15 protein-coding genes and 1 pseudogene are annotated in these 20,218 nt (G+C 48.6%); 14 read left to right on the top strand and 2 right to left on the bottom strand.

Annotated features, from left to right (window positions below; all coding sequences use genetic code 11):
- The first annotated feature begins 45 nt into the window (after positions 1–45).
- The 4 genes from QUF61_RS11560 (at position 46) to QUF61_RS11545 (ending at position 5,256) form a co-directional block, all read left to right on the top strand.
- Positions 46–1,788 carry an HD domain-containing phosphohydrolase gene (locus tag QUF61_RS11560; RefSeq protein ID WP_103921830.1) on the top strand — a complete coding sequence of 581 codons (1,743 nt, stop codon included), beginning with the start codon at positions 46–48 and terminating at the stop codon, positions 1,786–1,788.
- Positions 1,789–1,895: 107 nt separating this feature from the next.
- Positions 1,896–3,464 carry a class I SAM-dependent methyltransferase gene (locus tag QUF61_RS11555; RefSeq protein ID WP_289681790.1) on the top strand — a complete coding sequence of 523 codons (1,569 nt, stop codon included), beginning with the start codon at positions 1,896–1,898 and terminating at the stop codon, positions 3,462–3,464.
- The gene (gene rng / locus QUF61_RS11550; RefSeq protein ID WP_103921828.1) at positions 3,461–4,954 is read left to right on the top strand and encodes a ribonuclease G; all 1,494 of its coding nucleotides are present in this window, start codon (positions 3,461–3,463) and stop codon (positions 4,952–4,954) included. The genes QUF61_RS11555 and rng overlap by 4 nt, the downstream gene beginning before the upstream one ends.
- Positions 4,951–5,256 (top strand): hypothetical protein, encoded by a 306-nt coding sequence (locus QUF61_RS11545; protein WP_103921827.1) that lies wholly within the window; start codon positions 4,951–4,953, stop codon positions 5,254–5,256. The genes rng and QUF61_RS11545 overlap by 4 nt, the downstream gene beginning before the upstream one ends.
- Positions 5,257–5,271: 15 nt before the next feature.
- Here the strand turns inward: QUF61_RS11545 and QUF61_RS11540 are convergent, their stop codons facing one another.
- Positions 5,272–6,312, bottom strand: a complete 1,041-nt coding sequence (locus QUF61_RS11540) for a biotin--[acetyl-CoA-carboxylase] ligase (RefSeq protein ID WP_289681789.1) — start codon at positions 6,310–6,312, stop codon at positions 5,272–5,274.
- 320 nt (positions 6,313–6,632) lie between these two features.
- Between QUF61_RS11540 and QUF61_RS11535 the strand changes: the two genes are divergently transcribed.
- Together QUF61_RS11535 and rsmG are read left to right on the top strand one after the other, a co-directional pair.
- Positions 6,633–9,215 carry a S8 family peptidase gene (locus QUF61_RS11535; RefSeq protein WP_289681788.1) on the top strand — a complete coding sequence of 861 codons (2,583 nt, stop codon included), beginning with the start codon at positions 6,633–6,635 and terminating at the stop codon, positions 9,213–9,215.
- A gap of 261 nt (positions 9,216–9,476) precedes the next feature.
- Positions 9,477–10,127, top strand: a complete 651-nt coding sequence (gene rsmG, locus QUF61_RS11530) for a 16S rRNA (guanine(527)-N(7))-methyltransferase RsmG (protein WP_289681787.1) — start codon at positions 9,477–9,479, stop codon at positions 10,125–10,127.
- Between the two features lie 10 nt (positions 10,128–10,137).
- Here rsmG and smc read toward each other — a convergent pair whose 3' ends face one another.
- Positions 10,138–13,641 carry a chromosome segregation protein SMC gene (gene smc / locus QUF61_RS11525; RefSeq protein ID WP_289681785.1) on the bottom strand — a complete coding sequence of 1,168 codons (3,504 nt, stop codon included), beginning with the start codon at positions 13,639–13,641 and terminating at the stop codon, positions 10,138–10,140.
- Between the two features lie 215 nt (positions 13,642–13,856).
- On the opposite strand from smc, the gene QUF61_RS11520 reads away from it, so the two are divergent.
- The 8 genes and pseudogenes from QUF61_RS11520 (at position 13,857) to QUF61_RS11490 (ending at position 20,204) form a co-directional block, all read left to right on the top strand.
- Complete coding sequence (locus tag QUF61_RS11520) at positions 13,857–14,291, top strand: NfeD family protein (protein WP_103921822.1); 435 nt, start codon at positions 13,857–13,859, stop codon at positions 14,289–14,291.
- Complete coding sequence (locus tag QUF61_RS11515) at positions 14,284–15,183, top strand: serine/threonine protein kinase (protein WP_289681784.1); 900 nt, start codon at positions 14,284–14,286, stop codon at positions 15,181–15,183. The genes QUF61_RS11520 and QUF61_RS11515 overlap by 8 nt, the downstream gene beginning before the upstream one ends.
- Before the next feature lie 292 nt (positions 15,184–15,475).
- A pseudogene (locus QUF61_RS18225) lies at positions 15,476–15,685 on the top strand (Mut7-C RNAse domain-containing protein); the annotation flags it as partial.
- Positions 15,660–16,085: a response regulator gene (locus QUF61_RS11510; RefSeq protein ID WP_289681782.1), complete on the top strand. Its 426-nt coding sequence runs from the start codon at positions 15,660–15,662 to the stop codon at positions 16,083–16,085. The pseudogene QUF61_RS18225 and the gene QUF61_RS11510, both read left to right, overlap by 26 nt.
- Positions 16,043–16,561: a GGDEF domain-containing protein gene (locus QUF61_RS11505; protein ID WP_289681781.1), complete on the top strand. Its 519-nt coding sequence runs from the start codon at positions 16,043–16,045 to the stop codon at positions 16,559–16,561. The genes QUF61_RS11510 and QUF61_RS11505 overlap by 43 nt, the downstream gene beginning before the upstream one ends.
- A gap of 5 nt (positions 16,562–16,566) precedes the next feature.
- Entirely contained in the window at positions 16,567–19,587 is a 3,021-nt protein-coding gene (locus QUF61_RS11500; protein WP_289681780.1) for a type I restriction endonuclease subunit R, read from the top strand.
- Complete coding sequence (locus tag QUF61_RS11495; RefSeq protein ID WP_289681779.1) at positions 19,580–19,840, top strand: DUF1016 N-terminal domain-containing protein; 261 nt, start codon at positions 19,580–19,582, stop codon at positions 19,838–19,840. Before QUF61_RS11500 ends, QUF61_RS11495 begins: the two co-directional genes overlap by 8 nt.
- A gap of 181 nt (positions 19,841–20,021) precedes the next feature.
- A complete protein-coding gene (locus tag QUF61_RS11490; RefSeq protein ID WP_289681778.1) occupies positions 20,022–20,204 on the top strand; it encodes a hypothetical protein in 183 nt (60 codons plus the stop codon).
- Positions 20,205–20,218: the final 14 nt, after the last annotated feature.

Genomic DNA, 20,218 nt, shown 5'->3' with positions numbered 1-20,218 from the left:
CTGTATCCAGGCAATTTTAAACGCGCATAGAAAGGTATTATTAAGATGGACGCCACGCAACAGCCTTTTCAACACGAATATCTTGACGACGATTTATTAAACCGCCTGAAAAAACTCAATGCGGTCGGCGTTGCCTTATCTTCAGAAAAAGACGGCAACCGCTTATTAGAGCGTATCTTGCAAGCGGCCAAAACCTTAACCTATGCCGATGGTGGCACCCTGTATATGAAACAAGGGGATACACTGAAGTTTGAAATCATGCTCAATGAAACCCTGGGCATTCATAAAGGCGGCAGCAGTGGCGAGCCGATTAACTTCCCGCCGCTGCCGCTCTATGATGAGAATAACAAGCCCAACCTACATATTGTCGCCGCCTGCGCCGCAGTTCAAGAAGAAACTATTAATATCCCGGATGCTTACGAAGAAACCCGTTTTGAGCTTTCCGGTATGCGTGATTTTGATGCAAAAATGCATTACCGGTCAAAATCCTTTTTGACCGTACCCATGAAAAATCATGAAAATGAAGTCATTGGCGTGCTGCAATTGATTAATGCCACCACCCCGGAAACTAAAGCAATCCACCCATTTACCCGCTCCGAGCAGGAATTGGTGGAATCGCTGGCTTCTCAGGCGGCAATTGCACTGGTCAACCAGCGTTTTATCGCCGAGCAAAAAGAACTTTTTGAATCTTTTATTAAACTGATTGCCCGTGCCATTGATGATAAGTCACCTTACACGGGTGGACACTGTACCCGGGTGCCAGTCATCACCACCTTATTAGCCGATGCGATTGCCAAAACTAAAACCGGCCCGCAGGAAATTCGTGATTTTCAGATGAATGAAGATGAACGCTATGAATTATGGGTGGCTGGCATGTTGCATGACTGCGGCAAAATTACTACCAAAGAATATGTAGTGGATAAGGCCACCAAACTGGAAACCATTTTTGATCGGGTGCATTTAGTGGATGCACGTTTTGAACTGATAAAACGCGATACTGAAATCGCCATGTTACGCGCTCAGATTGATACCATGAAACAAGGCCAGACTCCGGATTTTACGGCAATGGAAACGGCGCTGGACAATACCAGACAGACACTGGATGAGGAACGGGACTTTTTGCATCACAGCAATAAAGGTGGCGAATTTATGGCGGAGGCAGACCAGAATAAAATACGCCAGATTGCGCAAAGAACCTGGACTGACAAAAATGGTCAGCAACGACCTTTATTATTTGATGATAAAGCCACTGAAGTATTATTTTATCCACCCAGAGCCAATGAACAACGCCCGGAAACAGATTTAGCCAAATTTCGTGGTGAAATTGAAAATCTGTGTATTAATAAAGGCACATTACGCGACCGTGAGCGTTTGCATATCAACCATCATATTACCTCAACAATTAACATGCTGGAATCCCTGCCTTATCCCAAACACTTAAAACGGGTACCGGAATTTGCAGGGGGTCATCATGAGCGCATGGATGGCAAGGGTTATCCCAAAGGTCTGAAACGCAGACAAATGTCGCTGCAAGCGCGCAGCATGGGTATTGCCGATGTGTTTGAAGCCCTGACAGCAGGTGATCGGCCTTACAAACCGGCAATGAAATTATCTGTCGCCTTAACTATTTTGGGTAAACTCAAGCTCGAAGGTCATATTGATCCTGATATTTTTGATGTGTTTATTCATCAGAAAGTCTATGAACGTTATGCCAAAGAATATCTTAAAGCAGAACAAATTGATGAGTTTGATGTCACCCGGTTGCCGGGTTACAGTCCACCCGCATAAACGTATTGCTCATATTACTGTGATGAACATCAGACCTTCCAGGTTTTGAAAATCTGGAAGGTCTTTTCATCCGTTCATCATTAACTGAAAACCAGGTTATAAACAGCGTGCCACAAGAATATTTAACAGATTTATTTTACCCTTCCCGCTTCTACGATTTCATGAGTCCCGTGCTGCTGAACTATCTGGCAGCTTTACATGGTTTCCCACCGCGTCCCTTAAACCCCGGTTTTACCTACTGTGAACTGGGTTGCGGCGGTGCGTCAACAACTTTGCTGCTGGCGGCGGCCAACCCGCAGGGGCGTTTTTTCGGGGTGGATATTAACCCTGAGCATATCGCTTATGCGCGGGAAGAAGCCCGACTATCGAAACTCAGCAATATTGAATTTCTGGAAAAAGACCTGAATGTCATTGAAAATCACGAATTACCGGAATTTGATTTTATTACCATTCATGGGATGTATTCCTGGGTGGGAGAAGCGACCCGGCAGCATCTGCTACAGTTTATTAACAACAAACTCAAACCGGGTGGTTTGGTGATGCTCAGTTATAACGCCATGCCCGGTTCTTCGATGATACAACCGATTCGGGACATGATGCTGGCTTATACGCTGGGCATGGAAGACGCACCGCTACTGGAAAAAGTCCAGGAAGGCATTAAATATTTACGTTATTTATGTGAACACGATGCGGGTTTTTTTGTGGAAAACCCACTGGCAAAATCTGCCATTGAAAATTATCTGGAGCGCGATGATCATTATCTGGCGCATGAGTTTTTCAACCAGCACTGGAAACCGTTTTATTTTATTGAAGTTGCCCAGCACATGGCAGAAGCTGAACTGAGTTTTGTCGGCACCCTGCCGATTGCTTCCAATTATCTGGAAAGCAGCATTCCTTCCGTGTTTCATGATTTTTTTAAAGGTGCGCCGGATCGCGTAACCCTGGAGCGACACAAAGCCTTTGTGCGTAATGACAGGTTTCGCCGCGATGTGTATATCAAAGCCGCAGACTGGTCTTTAGCGGAGGAAAAACGCCCACCACTGTTCCAGGATTTTTATTTTGGCACAGAATACAGCAGCGTTTCACAGGAAGTGGTACTGGAAAATGGCAAAGAGCAGGTACACCTGGAATTTCGCGGTGAACCGCGCAAAACTGTACAGGAAAGCCTGTGCCAGATAGTGCAAAACCTGGCGCAATTACAACAAACGGAAAATTTAAAAAACCATAGCAGCAGTGATGTGCTGGAAGCCGTGAACTTATTAATATTAGGCGGTGAATTCCGGGCTTTTGCACAACCAGCAAAACCGGCAGCCCCTATCAATGCGCCGCTGTCCCCGGAAAAACTGCATATTCCCTGCGCTTTTAACCAACGCATTTTAGAGTATTGTCATCAAAGCGAGGAAGCCGGCGTTTATCTTGCTTCGCCGGTATTAGGTGACGGCCTCTTATTATCGCTGCTGGAGGCCTTATTATTATATGGACTTACCCAGGTGCCGCTTGAGGCTATTCCTCAATGGGCCTGGATGCGCCTGGACAGCGCCGGAAAATCCCTGAACGTGCAAGGGGAAGCCATAAACGACCAACAAACCCAGATTGAGCTTTTACAGACCGAGTTAGACCAACTACTGACAATGCGCCTGGGGAAATTTTTTGAACTGGGATTGATTACCACATGAGTGAAGAAGTACTGATTAATGTCACGCCTCGGGAAACCCGGGTTGCCGTGGTTGAAAATGGCGTATTACAGGAAGTCATCGTTGAGCGCGTTAGCAAACGCGGTCTGGTGGGTAATATTTATAAAGGTCGGGTGTGTCGGGTGTTGCCGGGGATGCAGGCAGCTTTTGTCGATGTCGGCTTAGAGCGCGCAGCCTTTCTTCATGCCAGCGACATCAACCTGCCCCCCCCTCAGTCAAACAACAATATCAGCGAGATATTACACGAAGGCCAGAATCTGCTGGTGCAGGTGATTAAAAACCCGCTAGGCACTAAAGGTGCGCGTCTGACCACGCAAATTTCCATTCCTTCCCGCTATCTGGTGTTTTTACCCGATATTGAACCCAATATCGGCGTGTCTCAACGCATTATCGGTACTGAGCGCGAGCGCCTGCTGATGACCGTCAAACACTATATGGAAACTGGCAAGCTGTGGGAAGAAATTGACGAACAGGCACCGAAAGCGGGGGAGCGTTTCAAATGCGGGTTTATTATCCGCACTGCCGCCGATGGCGTGGAAGAGGATACCTTACAGGCCGACATGGAATTTTTATCCCGGATCTGGAAGTCCATACAAATTAAAGCCAGAGAAGCTAAGCCCGCCTCCCTGGTATATGAGGATTTTCCACTGAAAATCCGTACCATGCGCGACATGAGCGGCATGAATATGACGCGGGTATTGGTGGATTCACGCAGCTCCTTTTTGGAAATGACCGCCTTTGCTGAAGAATTTATCCCCGATATACATCCCTTGCTGGAATATTATACCGGCGAGCGCCCGATTTTTGATTTATATAATGTCGAAGAAGAAATCACCGTCGCGCTGAAACGTCATATTGAACTGAAATCTGGCGGCTATCTGATTATTGAACAAACTGAAGCGATGACCACCATTGATGTCAATACCGGTAAATTTGTCGGTCATCGCAATCTCGAAGAAACTATCTATAAGACCAATCTGGAAGCCACCCAGGCCATCGTGCGCCAGATTCGTCTGCGCAACCTCGGCGGCATTATCATTTTAGATCTGATTGATATGGTGGACTCTGAACACCGCCGCCAGGTATTGCGTTCGCTGGAAAAACACCTGGAAAAAGATCACGCCAAAACCCACATCAGTGATATTTCTGCACTGGGTCTGGTGCAAATGACCCGCAAACGCACCCGCGAAAGTCTGGAACATATTTTATGCGATGTCTGCCCCACCTGTAACGGACGCGGCACCGTCAAAAGTGCGGAAACCATCTGCTATGAAATTCTGCGAGAAATCACCCGTGAAGCCCGCCAGTTTGATGCGCAGAACTTTTTAGTCTATGCTTCGGAAGAAGTGGTGGATTTATTAATAGAAGAATCGGAAACCATCGAACAACTGGAGCATTTTATTGATGGCAGCATCCGTTTCCAGATCGAGCCACATTATATTCAGGAACAATATGATATTGTATTGGCATGAAAAAACCACGCTCAGCCAGGGCCTTACGTTATTACCAGACCTATTGCACAAATTGTGAATATATTGTCTGTATTCGCTGGGAAACCCCCCTGCGCGGTTTTCAAAGCCCGTTGCACCCCTACCAACGCCCTCTTTCCCACTGCCCCCTATGTCAATCCGGGCAGATACAGGAAAGTGCTATCAGTCTGGAAAAATACCAGGAGATAGAACAACACTGGGATTTAATCGCCCAGGGCGAAGCCGAAGAACAACAAGAAACTGAACCCGGTACGCCGATTATTGATCTTTCTGATTTCTTATAAGCGGTTTCGGGTTATTCAGTGAGCAGTCTTATCCAAACGCAAGCTTACCTCTCCCGAAACAAACACCCGGCTGCCATTTAGCGTTTGTACACGCAAGCCGCCATACTCATCCACGCCCTGAGCAATGCCGGAAATTTGCCCTTGTTCCGTGTGCAGCGTAACGGCTTGCAAATAACAGGCATCCAGTGCCTGCCAAGCGGCTTGATAGGCGGCAAAGCCCTGCTGCTCATAACTTTCCAGCGCCTCAATCAAATCATTGAGCAACAAGCCCGCCACCTGATTACGTGACAGCTTTTGGCGACAAAGGCTTTGCAGTTCAACCCAGGGTTGATCCGGGCTGTTTTGCGGGTTTTCCGTATCAAACAAAACCTGTCCAGGTTGAGCAATGTTCAAACCCAAACCAATTACCACCTTCCAACCCGCACGGCTGTGCCGGGTTTCGATTAACAGCCCCGCCAGTTTTTTAGACTTTTTCCACAATAAATCATTAGGCCATTTCAGGCTTAAATCTGTTGCGCCCAGTTGTATCAGGCGCTTGGCAATGACCGTTGCCAAGGCCAGGGCTAAAGCCTGGGGCGGCTTGTCAAATTGCCATTGCAGCGATAAACACAAACCGCTGGCAAACGGGGAAAACCAGCGCCGCCCCTGACGCCCGCGTCCGGCCTGCTGATATTCCGCAAGGCAGGCGGCGCAAGCAGGAAAATCCTGTTGCAGCAGGTATTGATTGGTGGAATTTAGCAGTGGGAAAATATCCAGGTGTTTGAGCCGGGTTTGGCTGCTTGCAGACATGGAACTCAAAATGCTCACACTGTCCAGTAATTCAATGTCTGCCGTCAGCCATAATTGCCGAGGTCTTGTGGCATCATCAAAGCGCAGCGGCAAACCCCAGTCAGTAAAATCTTTTAATGCGGCAACCACCTGTTGCGATTCTGCGTTAAACTGTGCAAAGAAAGTTTTGTCCAGGCTTATGACAGGCTTATCTGCGGCAGTTACACAGGCCGTTGCAAATTGTCTTAAAAGCTGTTGATGTACTGAGTTAAACAAGGGAGAATTCAATGTGATACCTTATGAATATTTTTCATTACCACGCAGCGCATCACTGCTATTAATGTCAGAAATAACGCTGACGCTGATGTCCCCCCGCCTTGCAGGCGGGGGTTAGGGGACGGTGATCAAAAGCAGCTTTCCTTTTCTTGTGCTTTTCCCTGGTTAAAGTAAGGTATTAGCTCACCCCCTCTATCCCCTCCTTCAAGGAGGGGAGGCCAAAAGCCCACATTTATGGGCTACGAAAGCCTTAAGTTAATAGCAGTGACGTAGCGCATGGTAACGAGAAAAAAGAATGCAAAATTCAAGACTCATAAAAAGGTTATAAACCCATGAAAATCTATCTTTATATTGCACTTTTAAGCACCTTGTTATTACAAGCCTGCGGCGGTGGTGACTCTTCCTCGCAATCCGCGCCCAGCGGGGCCACGGTCAGCGGGCAGATGCTGGTGCCCGGTAATACCGCCGCCGACAGCGATGTTAATAATCGCGATGCGCCATTTCGTAATAATAACAGTTTTAGCAGTCCACAAACGGTTCCCAATCCGGTTTTGCTGGGTGGTTATGTCAACATCGCCGGGGCAGGGCCGGATGGGCGCTCACTTCTGGCAGGCGATCCGGTGGATTCTTACGCGGTGGATTTAAGCGCCGGACAAGAAATCGTATTGTTTATTTCTGAAACCGATATTAACAATAACGACCTGGAATTGGTATTACTGCGCAGCAGTGGCGAAGTGATTGATGCTTCCACCGGGCGCAGTCATGAAGAAGTGTTATACGTGCCGCATGATGGCAGTTATGTGGTGCAGGTGCAGGCGTTTACCGGCGCTTCCGGTTACAGCCTCAGCATTGGTTATCCGCAGGGCGCGCGTAGCGCAGGACACGGCATGGCCTTAAGTGCTGATTTTGTGCCGGGTGAAGTAACGGTACAGTTTAAGGAACAACAATACCAATCCCTGCAAAGCCTGGGCTTAAAAGCACTGGCAGACAACCCACAGCGGCGCGGTCTGTTCCAACTCGATGAACTCAACAGCCAAAGCCAGAAATACATACAAAATATCCCTGGCACCGACCCGCTGGTCTTTGCTGATGATAAGCTGCGCCAGAAATACCAGACCCTGATGGCGGTGAAACAATTACAACAGCGTGATGATGTAGCCAGCGCCAGCCCCAACTTCATACTCAGCGCGCAAGCCGTGCCGGATGATCCCTTATACCGCTACCAATGGCATTACCCCATGATTAGTATGCCGCAGGCCTGGGACTTAACCCAGGGCAGCGCTGAGGTGATTGTCGCAGTCATCGATACCGGCGTTTTATTGGGCCACCCCGATTTACAAGGCAAGCTGGTGGATGGTTATGACTTTATCCGCAACCGCAATGTGGCGCTGGATGGTGACGGCATAGATAACAACCCTGATGATCCCGGTGATTCCCCCGATGGTGGCACTGGCAGCAGCTTTCACGGCACCCATGTTGCCGGTACAGTAGGCGCGTTAAGCAATAACGGCTCAGGCACCGCAGGCATTGGCTGGAACACCATGATTATGCCGCTGCGGGTATTAGGCAAGGGCGGTAACGGCACGGATTACGATATTGAACAGGCCATTCGTTTTGCTGCCGGTTTAGCTAATGACTCCGGTACGCGCCCAGCGCGCCGTGCTGATATTATCAACCTCAGTCTGGGCGGCCCGGCAATCGCCTCCAGTTTCCAGAATGTCATCACTGCCGCACGTAATGCCGGGGTGATGATAGTCGCCGCCGCCGGTAACAATGGCGACAGCACCGTGACCTATCCCGGCGCTTTAGATGGTGTGATTTCTGTGGCGGCAGTGGATATTGTGCGCCAGCGCGCGAACTATTCCAATTACAACTATTCCGTGGATATTGCCGCGCCCGGTGGCAATAACCAGGATGTCAACGGGGACGGGGTGATAGATGGCGTGGTCAGCACCCTGGGTGATGACTCCCAGGCAGGCAGCATACGCGCAATTTTTGCCCCCTTATTCGGCACATCTATGGCAACGCCGCATGTCGCGGGTATTTTATCGCTGATGAAAGCGATATATCCCGGTTTAAGCCCCAGTGAAGTAGACAGCCTGATTCGCAACGGCGACATCAGCAGTGATATTGGTCAAAATGGCAGGGATGATGAATTTGGTTATGGCCTGATTGACGCCTATGATGCCGTGCAAGCCGCTAACGCCCTGGTCGGCGGACGCGCCCCGGAAGCCAGCCCGGAACTGAGCATCGCCCCGCGCAGCCTGAATTTTTCCAGCAGCCATACCGCCTTATCCATTAACCTGGGCAACAGTGGTGGCGGCAGTTTACAACTACTGGGAGCCACCGAAAACAGCAATGGACGTTTAAGCATTACTGCCAACGCGGTTGACAGCAACGGTCTGGGCACTTACACGGTAATGCTCAATCGCAGCAATCAAGCCACCGGCACCTACCGCGCCACGCTGCGTTTTGTCAGCAATGCCAATACCGTGGAAGTGGCGGTGGTCTGGCAGGTCTTGCAAAGCGGTTCCAGCGGTGACGCCGGTTATCAATACACCTTGCTGGTTGACCCAGATACCCTGGAAAGCCTGTATGAAGTGCGTAACACGCCGGTCAACGGCTTGTACACTTACCGCTTTGTCGATATTCCCGATGGGGATTATCTTCTGGTTTCCGGCAGCGATAATGACAATGACACCTATATCTGCGAAGAAGGTGAATCCTGCGGCGCGTTCCCCGTCTTATCCCGCGCCCAGCGTCTGACCATTGCCGGACAGCGCCAGAACCTGAACTTTGATATTAACTTCAACACCCGCTTTGTCGCGCCGACTTCGCAATTGGCAGGCCAACCGGGAGAACAGCGCAGTGGGCAAGCGGGTTTTCAGCGTAAAGTGCATAAGCAACTGCGTTAATTTAAAGGCATCCAATCCGAGGATTGGACGCCTTTAAAAAATATGGATTGCAAGGCTCAAACTGCACTGAGCAAACTCAACGCGAGGGGAAAGCAAATTGCTTAATCTGAGTTTGTGCTATCCTAACTTAGGAACGAGGATGAAATAAGAACCGAAACCGAGCACAGGATTTTTGTTCATTTTCAAGGCATGAAAACAGGCGCATAGCAAGCTATGTAACTGTTTTCATAATACAGAAATTTGTTAATTGAGATATGAAGGATGTCATTATCATTAGCCAAGGCAGTTGCCATGCTGCAACTGGATTTACCAGAAAATATCGTACAACACCTGTCACAGTATCTGGATCTGCTGGAAAAATGGAACCGTACCTATAATCTGACGGCAATCCGGGAACGTGAAAAAATGATTTCCCACCATGTGCAGGATGCGCTGGTGGTTTTACCCACGCTGGACAAGCGCCATAAGGCTCAACTGAGCATTCTTGATATTGGGACAGGCGCGGGTATTCCCGGTTTAATCCTGGCCCTGGCGCGTTCGGATTGGAGATTGACGCTACTGGACAGCAACAGCAAAAAAACCCGTTTTCTGGTACAGGCGGTTGCCCAACTGGGGTTAAAAAATGTCACTGTGGAACATCAAAGAATTGAGCAATGGCAGGCTGGGAAAAACCATTTTGATATTGTCATCAGCCGTGCTTACAGCAGTTTACGACAATTTTACCAGGATGCACAACCGCATTGCGCAAGCAATGGGCTGATGATAGCCATGAAAGGTAAAATACCAGAGGAAGAACTGCAACACCTGTCCGTAGCGCAGGATGAACTCTCTATTGAAGCACTGAACATTCCCGGACTGGATGCTGAGCGCCACCTCATCAGCCTGAGTCCTGCTTCCATGCGTAGTAGATAACCAGAGAAGCTTACATCTCTGCCATTTCCACCGCCAGATCAATATCCACCGCCACCGAGCGCGAAACGCCCGGTTCCTGCATGGTCACACCGATAAGTTGATCCGCCATTTCCATCGCCACTTTATTGTGCGAAATAAAAATAAATTGTACATGCTCGGACATGTGCGTGACCAGATTGCAAAAACGGCTGACGTTAGTATCATCCAGCGGCGCGTCCACTTCATCCAGCATACAAAACGGCGCGGGATTTAACTCAAAAATTGCAAATACCAGCGCCACGGCAGTCAGGGCTTTTTCTCCACCGGAGAGCAAATGAATGGAGCTGTTGCGTTTGCCGGGTGGACGCGCCATCACCGCAATACCAGAGGCCAGTATATCTTCCCCCAGCAGGCGTAAGTTGGCCTGACCGCCACCGAATAAACGCGGGAACATCGCCTGAAAGCCGCTGTTAATGGTATCCAGCGTATTATGCAACAGGGTGCGGGTTTCCGTATCAATTTCCATAATCGCATCTTCCAGCATCTGCTTGGCTTTAAAGATGTCGTCTTGTTGTTCCTGCAAATAGGTCTGGCGATCTCTTTGTTCTTCGTATTCTTCCAGTGCCGCGAGGTTAATAGAACCCAGTTTCAGAATTTTCTTTTCCAGGGTTTCTATGCCTTCCTGCCAGACTTCTTCATTGGCTTCTTCCGGCAATTCCGCCAGCAGGGTTTCCACATCATAATCGGTTTCCGCCAGTTGCTCTTCTACGGTTTGTCTGCGCACGCTGCCGGTTTGATGTTCCAGCCGTATTTTTTCCAGGGTGGCGCGCACTGCCGTACTCTGACCTTCTATCTGGCGCTGTTCTTCTTCATACTGGCGTAACTGGCTTTCCAGTTGCTGCACTTGTTCTTTCTGCTGTTTTACCTGGTTTTCCAATGCTTCATGCGCTGCCAGTTTTAATTCATATTCAGCCCGATGATCATCCAGCGGTTGTGCTTGTTGCAGATTGTCCTGTAAATCCTGAATTTTTTCCTGCAAGTCCGTTATTTGGTTTTGCAGGCGTTCCATGCTTTCTTTTAAGTGGCTGACCTGCGCACTCAGGGTTTGTACCTGGGATTGGGTTTGCTGCTCGCTTTCTCGCGTGTTTTGCCATAAGGCGCGGTGCTGCTCAACCAATTCCCGCTGCCGATTACGCTCGCTGGTGAGGTTTTCCCGTTCCAGCAGAAGTTCTTCCTGCGTACTTTGCGCTATTTCCAGTTGTTCTCTGGCTTCCTGCACCGCCATGTCGTCTTCTTCAATAGCGTTGCTGAGTTCGCTATGTTCGCCCAGCAATTGCCGTGCGCGCAGCCCCATTTGCTCCAGGCGCGCGCTGTGTCCGCCATGACTGGCTTTGAGCTGGCTCAGTTGCTGCTGGGTCTGGTTAATCTGCTGCTGTAGCTGCTCACGACCCGTTTCCTGTTGTTCCAGCGTTTCCCGGCCTGATTTCAGGGTTTCAGTATTTTCCGTGACTTGATTTTCCAGGGTTTCTATGGCTTTTTGCAGTTGCCGTATGTCCTGCTCACGAGCGAATACCCCGGCGCGTTGATCGCGATCTTCGGTAATGCTCAGCCAGTTGGTGCCCAGCCATAAACCCTGCGCAGTAATCACTGATTCATAAGGGGCTAACTGGGCGCGCAGTTGCAGGGCTTCGTGCAGATTATCCGCCACATAAATCCCCGCCAGCAGCGAATGTGAATCCCAGTCAGTTTTGATTTTATCCGCCAGCGGCTTGGCTTCCGGGTGAGGCTGCATGGCATTCACCGGAATATTGGTATCAATGACTGTAAGCTGATCTTGCGGCAAACTGTCAAGCTGTGCAGTCAATGCGCTTAAATCTTCAATGCACAAGGCTTCCAGACGGGTGTCGAGCACGGTTTCCACCGCCCGTTCCCAGCCCTGTTCCACTTCCAGCAATTGCGCCAGACGTGGCAGGTCTTTGTGCAGATTACGCTCCACCAGCCATTCATCCAGTTCTTCGCGATTTTTACCCAGCGCGGCTTCCTGCATGGCTTCGAGGCCGGATAAACGCCCCTGCGCCTGTTGCAATTGGGATTGTTGCTGATGCAGGGCTTCGTTGTATTCTTCGTTTTGCTCGCGCTGTAATAAAATGGCTTCCAGTTGGTTGCCCAGTTCCATTTGCCGGTCTTCCAGCATGGATTCCAGTTCTATCACCTGCTGATTAAGCTCCGCCAGTTCACTTTCCAGACTTTGCAAGTCCAGTTCACCGTTTTCCTGCTCCAGACGTTGCAGGCGCATACGATTATTTTCCAGATTCTGGCTCAGGCTTTGAATCCGGGTTTGCTGTACCTGAATCTGCTCAGTGGGCTGGGCCAGTTGCTGGTTTAAGCTTTCCCAACGGATTTCTACGGTTTGCAGGGTATCCTGTGCGGCTTCCAGGGTTTCGCTGGCTCCTTGCACCGACATGGAAATCTCTTCTAATTGCGCTTCTGCGGCAAAAATATCGGTTTCCAGCGCCACCAGGCGGCTTTCATCGGCATCGCGGGTGGTACGGGTTTCCGTCAGTTGGTTTTGTGCCTGTTCCAAATCCCAGCTTAGTTGATCCTGTTTTTCCTTGGAATGCTCCATGCTTTGTGCCATGCGCTCAATGTCTGATTGATGCGCGTAATAACTGGCTTGCAGATCATTAAACTGGAGATTGGCCTGGGCGTAAGTTTCCCGGCTGCTGCCATGCAATTCTTCCAACTCGCTCAGGCGCATCTGATATTCAGATAAGGTCTGTGCCTGAACCTGAATGGTTTGTTCCTGACCGCTGACTGAATCATTGTAATTACGCCAGCGCATAGCCAGTAACTGGCCTTTGAGCAATTGCTCGGCTTCTTTGAGTTGTTTGTATTTTTCCGCTGCACGTACCTGCCGCCGCAGTTTGTCCACCTGCTTGTCCATTTCCACACGTAAATCGGACAGGCGATCCATATTATCCTGGGTATGCTGTAAGCGCAGTTCGGTTTCCCGGCGTTTCTCCTTATAGCGTGACACCCCCGCCGCTTCTTCCAGAAACATACGCAGTTCTTCCGGTTTCGCTTCAATAAAGCGGGAAATCATGCCCTGTTCAATAATGGAATAACTGCGCGGCCCCAGGCCGGTGCCGAGGAAGATGCTGGTAATGTCTTTACGTCGGCATTTTACCCCGTTGAGAAAATACTGGGATTTATTATCCCGCCCCAGGCGGCGTTTGATGCCGATTTCCGGCATATCAGGATATTGCGGTAAATCGGCTTCACTAAAAACCAGTTCAATTTCTGCAAAACTGGCTTTGGGGCGGGTGCGTGAGCCATTAAAAATAACATCCGCCATAGATGCGCCGCGCAGGGTTTTCGCCGAGCTTTCCCCCATCACCCAACGCACAGCGTCAATCACATTGGATTTGCCGCAGCCATTAGGCCCGACCACGCCAACGCGGTTACTGGGAAAGGAAATGGTGGTTGCGTCTACAAAAGACTTAAAACCCGCTAATTTAATTTGGTGCAGACGCATAGAGTATGGTTGAGGGAAACCGCAATAATGGAAAAAATGGGCTATTATAGCGCAGCTACTGGGTTTTGGGTGGATTTATGCTAATGACGCAGGTGCTTTCGCCAATATAAAACCCATTGCCCCCTTTAGAGCGAAGTATTTGACATACTCTATCATCCTGCAACACAATGATGATTAATCAACTGCTTTTAAGCTGAACGCATAAAGGATAAATAATGGAACTGACATTCTGGCACTGGTGGACGATTGCACTGCTGTGTTTGGCACTGGAAGCATTTTTACCGGGTGCTTTGTTTCTGGGGATTGCCGTTGCTGCCAGTCTGGTGGGTTTATTGCTGGTATTTATTCCTCTGTCCATACAATTTCAATTATTATTACTGTCCTTATTTGCTATTGCCAGCATGGTACTGGGACGTCTTTATTTATATAAAAATCCTATCCAAAGCGAGCAACCTTTGCTCAATCAACGTCAGGCGCAATTTATCGGGCGCGTGTGCAAACTTGAAAAAGCCATTATTAATGGTCGAGGCCGGGTTAAACTTGATGATAGTTTCTGGCGGGTACGCGGTGAGGATTTGCCTGTGGATACGGTCGTTAAAATCACTGGTATCCAGGATACCGATTTAGTTGTGGAACGCATGGATGAATGAGATACAAACACCACAAGCCAGTATTTTAGGTGAGCGCTTTCAACTGCAACAAAAAATTCGAGACAGTCGGGAACACAGCACCTGGCAAGCATTCGATCAGGTTAAAAAGCAGCCCTGCATTATTAAATTACTGGCCTATAACACCGCCAATGCCCCGCGCTGCCGTGAATTACTGGCGCGGGAAGCCCATTTATTAGGCCTGCTGCATCACCCACGGGTTCCCCGTCTGATTGATTATCAGGGTTTTGAAGATGCTGCCGCGAAACAAGCCTATCTGGTGCAATCACAGATACCGGGTAAAAGCCTGTTGCAATGGGTACACGGTGGACGTAAATTCCAGGTTGATGAAGTATTGGATATTGCCTTGCAAATTTGCGACATTCTGGAATATCTGCATGGTTTTATGCCGCCCGTGGTTCATCAGGATCTTACCCCCGATAATTTGTTGCTCAGTAAACAGGGTCACATCAGTCTGATTGATTTTGGTGCGGCGCAGGAAATGAGCAAGCAACAAAACACAGGCAACACCACTGGCACGGCAGGCAGTTATGGTTATCTGGCACCTGAGCAATCCAGCGGCGCGGTGCGCCCAAGCTCGGATTTGTATGCCTTGGGTAAAATCCTGGTATTTCTGCTCACGGGTGAAACCCCCATTGCAACACCTTATGAACGCTGCGTTTTACCCCAGGGGGTAAAATTATCGGCTAAATTCTGTCAGGTGCTGCAACGTCTGCAACATCCTGACTGGCGACAACGTTATGCCTCAGTACAAACGGTATCCTGGGAATTTGCCGCCTTAAAAAACCCCACGCCAGAATTTCACTGGCAAATATTTTTAGTGGTTTTAATGGTTGCGCTGGGTTTAGGTCTGGCATGGATATGGCTCAGGTGATTTTGACCAAAAAACCTACACAAAATATTCTATAACAATGATTCAGATTAAATTAACCTGAATTCGATTTAAGCTTCATTCATCGCTTATAGCGATGAAAGTCGCCAAAATCTCACGCTAAGTTTTTGGTTGTTTGTGCTGGATTTGGATGTTTCAAGCATGAAAGTCTTACGTCAAACTCAGATTAAATTGCGTTTTTATGCTCACTCCTTAATGATTTCCTGCCCAAGCAGAAGCAAAGTAATACAACAATTTTGACCTGCATCGTAAAGTTGCCTGATTTACCCGTTGTAGTTGTTGTAATGGTGATATAGTGAGCGTCAGCAAGGCCAAAATTAGTGCACAACTTGCGCCATTAACCCGGCGTTATTATGAAGATTTTTATCAATGTGAGCAGTGCGGGAAAATTTATTGGAAAAGCTCACACTACCAACACATTGAGCAGTTGTTGAAAATAATTACTGGAGATAAGCAATATGCAGCTTGCAACTCAAACATTTAACAAAATTCTGGTGGTAGATGATATTGAAGCCAATATTGATATTCTACTGATTATTCTGAAAGACTATGATGTGACCCCAGTTAACAGCGGTGAAGCAGCATTAGCGATAGTGGAAGAAAAAACAGTGGATCTCATTCTGCTGGATATCATCATGCCCACTATGAGTGGCTTTGAGGTTTGTGAAAGACTGAAAGCCAATGACAAAACCCGTGATATACCGGTAATTTTTTTTACCGTGAAAAATGATGAAGAAAGCATGGAACAAGCTTATAAAATGGGTGGCTTTGATTATGTCACCAAACCTTTTAAGCCCAGGGAATTATTAACACGGTACGCGCCCAACTCAAGTTTCAGAAAATGTTTCATGAACTCAAGCTCACGGCAAGCAGAGATAAACTGACGGGTACTTACAATCAACAAACATTTATGGAAATGGCGCAGAATATCTATGCAAAAGCCGATAATCAGTTGTTTATGATGATACTAAACATTGACGCTTTTCAGGCAATCAACGAGCAGCATGGTACTTATGCAGGCGAGCAGGCGCTGAAGCGGGTGATTTGGTTTATTACCCACTTGTTACCGCATAATGCAATTTTAGGGCGTATGGATGGTGCAGTGTTTGCCACTTTATTTCAAGTGGCGACACAGGCAGACGCAATCAGTCTGGCTGAAAAAATTCATGCCATAATTTTCCAACTTAAAATAAAAATTACACCTCAGCAGGGATTCAGTTGCACAATCAGCAGTGGTATTGCGCAGAAAGGGAAGAATAGCTGTTCGCTTGATACATTATTTAAAAATACAAATACGGCGCTACATCAAGCAAACAGCAAGGGACGTAACCGTATGGTATTTTTTACTCAAGCCGTTTAAATATAATGATGTTAAAAGAAAAAGAGATTGAGCAACAATTAATCAACAGGCTCAGGGCGCTCAAATACACCTACCGCGACGACATCCGCGACAAGGCCACACTTGAGCAAAACTTCCGCCAGAAATTCGAGGCGCTGAACCGGGTCAATCTAACGGATGCCGAGTTCACCCGCCTGCGTGATGAAATCGTGAGCGCCGATGTCTTCACCGCCTCCCAGGTACTGCGCGAGAAAGGCAAATTCACCCGCGAAGATAGCACCCCGCTGGAATACATGCTGGTTAATCTCCGTGACTGGTGTAAAAATGATTTTGAAGTCATTAACCAGCTTCGCATCAACACCGATAACAGTTTTCACCGTTATGACGTGATTTTGCTCATCAATGGCCTGCCACTGGTGCAAATCGAGCTAAAAACCCTGCAAATCAGCCCCCGCCGCGCTATGGAGCAGATTGTCGATTACAAAAACGACCCCGGCAACGGCTACGGCAATACCCTGCTCTGTTTCATGCAGTTGTTCATCGTTAGTAACGAAACCGACACCCGCTATTTTGCCAACAACCGCGACCAGCATTTCAGTTTTAACGCCAAAGAACGCTTTTTGCCCATTTACCAGCACGCCGATAAAGAGAATAACAAAATCACCCACCTGCAAGAATTTGCCGATGACTTCCTGGAAAAGTGCAGCCTGGGGCAGTTAATCAGCCGCTACATGGTGCTGGTGCAAAGTGAGCAAAAAATCCTCATCATGCGCCCTTACCAGATTTACGCAGTCAAGGCGATTATCGAATGCATTCACCAGAATCGCGGCAACGGCTATATCTGGCACACCACCGGCAGTGGCAAGACCCTGACCTCATTCAAGACCTCAACCCTGCTCAAAGACAACCCCGATATTGAAAAATGCCTGTTCGTGGTGGATCGCAAAGACCTCGACCGCCAGACCCGCGAAGAATTTAATAAATTCCAGTCAGGCTGCGTCGAGCACAACACCAACACCGAAACCCTGGTACGGCGCATGGTGTCCGACGACTACGCCGACAAGGTAATCGTCACCACCATCCAGAAACTGGGTTTGGCGCTGGATGAGAACAGCAAGCGCAACAAGGCGAAACAAAAAGAAGGCAAACAAACCTACAAGCAACGCCTTGAACCGCTGCGCGACAAGCGCGTGGTGTTTATTTTTGACGAATGCCACCGCTCCCAGTTCGGCGAAAACCACAAGGCGATAAAAGCCTTTTTTCCCAAAGCGCAACTGTTTGGTTTTACCGGCACACCGATTTTTCCTGAAAACGCCAGTTATGTGCGGGTTGACAACACCGCTGAGGCGGCGCAAGACGGAAAAGCGGTTGCCTATGACCTCACCACTGAAAAAATCTTTGAAAAAGAATTGCACGCCTACACCATCACCCACGCCATTGATGATAAAAACGTGCTGAGTTTTCACATTGATTATTTTGGTAAGGATAGTGATAACAAACCGCAAAATGGGCAAACACCACCACCGGAAGCCGTCATTGAGGCCATACTGGAAAAGCACGACAGCGCCACCGACCAGCGCCGCTTTAACGCCATCCTCGCCACCGCTTCCATCAACCACGCCATTGAATATTACACCCGGTTCCAAACCCTCCAGGCCGATAAACAGGCCGCAGATAAAAACTTCCAGCCGCTGCATATCGCCTGCGTGTTCTCGCCACCGGCAGAAGGCAACAAGGACGTGCAGCAGCTACAGGAAGACCTGACCCAGGAAAAAGAAGACAACAAGCAAGCACCGGAACAAAAGAAAGCCGCACTCAAGACCATTATTGCCGACTACAACGCGCAATATGACAGCAATCACAGCATTAATGAATTCGACCTGTATTATCAGAACGTGCAACAGCGCATCAAGAAGCAGCAATACAGCAATGCCGACTATCCCCGCCGTAAAAAAATTGACATCACCATCGTGGTGGACATGCTGCTCACCGGCTTCGACTCCAAATATCTCAACACCCTGTACGTGGACAAAAACCTCAAACACCACGGCCTGATTCAAGCCTTCTCGCGCACCAACCGCGTGCTCAACGACAGCAAGCCCTGGGGTAATATTCTCGACTTCCGCTATCAGGAGAACGAAGTGGATAGCGCCATTGAACTCTTCTCCGGCGCAGCCAAAGACAAGGCGCGGGAAGTCTGGCTGGTTGATCCCGCGCCCGAAGTGGTGGCAAAGTACCAGGAAGCCGTGGGGCAGTTGGAAAGCTTCATGCAATCCAAAGGGCTGGAATGCGAACCTTCGCAAGTGCACAACCTCAAGGGGGATAACGCCAAGGCGGAATTTATCAACCACTTCAAGGCGGTGCAAAGGCTCAAGACTCAACTGGAACAATACACCGACCTCGACAAACAGAGCCAAGACAGCATTGAGCAGCAACTGCCCAGCGACACATTGCGCAGCTTCAAAGCCGCCTATCTTGACACCGCGCTGGAACTCAAGCGCAAACAGGGCAAGGGTAAGGAGACAAACGAGGCCGTAGAGCAACTGGAATTTGACCTGGTGCTGTTCGCCTCCAGTATCATTGATTACGACTACATTATGGGTCTGCTCGCCCAATCCACTGAATCAACCGGCAAGACCAAAATGTCACGGCAGCAAGTGGTTGACATGATCAGCGCCGATGCCAATCTGGTAGCAGAACGTGATGACATCATTCCCTACATCTACAGCCTGCCAACCGACAGACCCCTGCAAACAAGTGAAATCCGCGAAGGCTACCAGCACTACAAAACCCAAAAGGCCGCCGCCGACCTGGCTGGAATCGCCGCCAAACACGAACTGTCAGGCGATGCGCTGCAAAGCTTTGTTGATGGCATTATAGCGCGCATGATTTTCGATGCCGAACAGCTTACCGACCTGCTCAGCCCCCTGGAATTAGGCTGGAAAGCGCGGCGCGTGGTCGAGCTGGCACTGATGGAAGACCTCCTGCCCTATTTGCAAAAGCTCGCAGACGGGCGCGAGATTTCGGGGTTGGAGGTTTATGAGTGAACCACTGACAACAGGACAGCAAAAAGTATTTGAAGACTTGTTAAAACAGATACAACAGGCACGACAAAAAGCGCTGCAACAGGTGAATACTACGCTGATTGACCTCTACTGGTCGGTTGGAAAAACTCTCACCAGTGGTGAGAGAATTACACCCAGCCATACACCATGTCTTATAAGGAGTGAGGATGAAATAAATGCAGAAACTGGGCACAGGATTTTTATTCATTTTCAAGGCGTGAAAACAGGCGCATAGCAAGCTATGTAACTGTTTTCACAACGCAGAAAATGGAGGAAAAGACCAGCCAGGTTGCTGAAGTTATAAAATTCTCACTCCTAAAGACAACTATTGTTGCAAAATTTGTAATAACTGTATCAGACGCTAAAACTTACCAGGTAAACCTTTATCAAACCAAGCGTAAAAAAGGAGCATCGGAATGAATGCTATTTTGGAACAACTACAACAACACGCCGCCAGCCTGCCATTGGTCTTGCAACGCGAACTGCTTAATTACACGCTTTATTTAGAACAAAAGAGCCATGTTCATGATTCCTCTGTTGACAAAGATTTTAACTGGATTGAGGGTTTAGCGTTAGATAACTCTATGGAGAGCTTATAATCATTATGACGGGG

This window comes from Candidatus Venteria ishoeyi (genome assembly GCF_030378065.1).
GTDB classification, from domain to species: Bacteria; Pseudomonadota; Gammaproteobacteria; order Beggiatoales; family Beggiatoaceae; genus Venteria; species Venteria ishoeyi.
The sequence above is the reverse complement of the archived record's forward strand: the minus strand, read 5'-3'. Positions and strand labels throughout refer to the sequence as shown.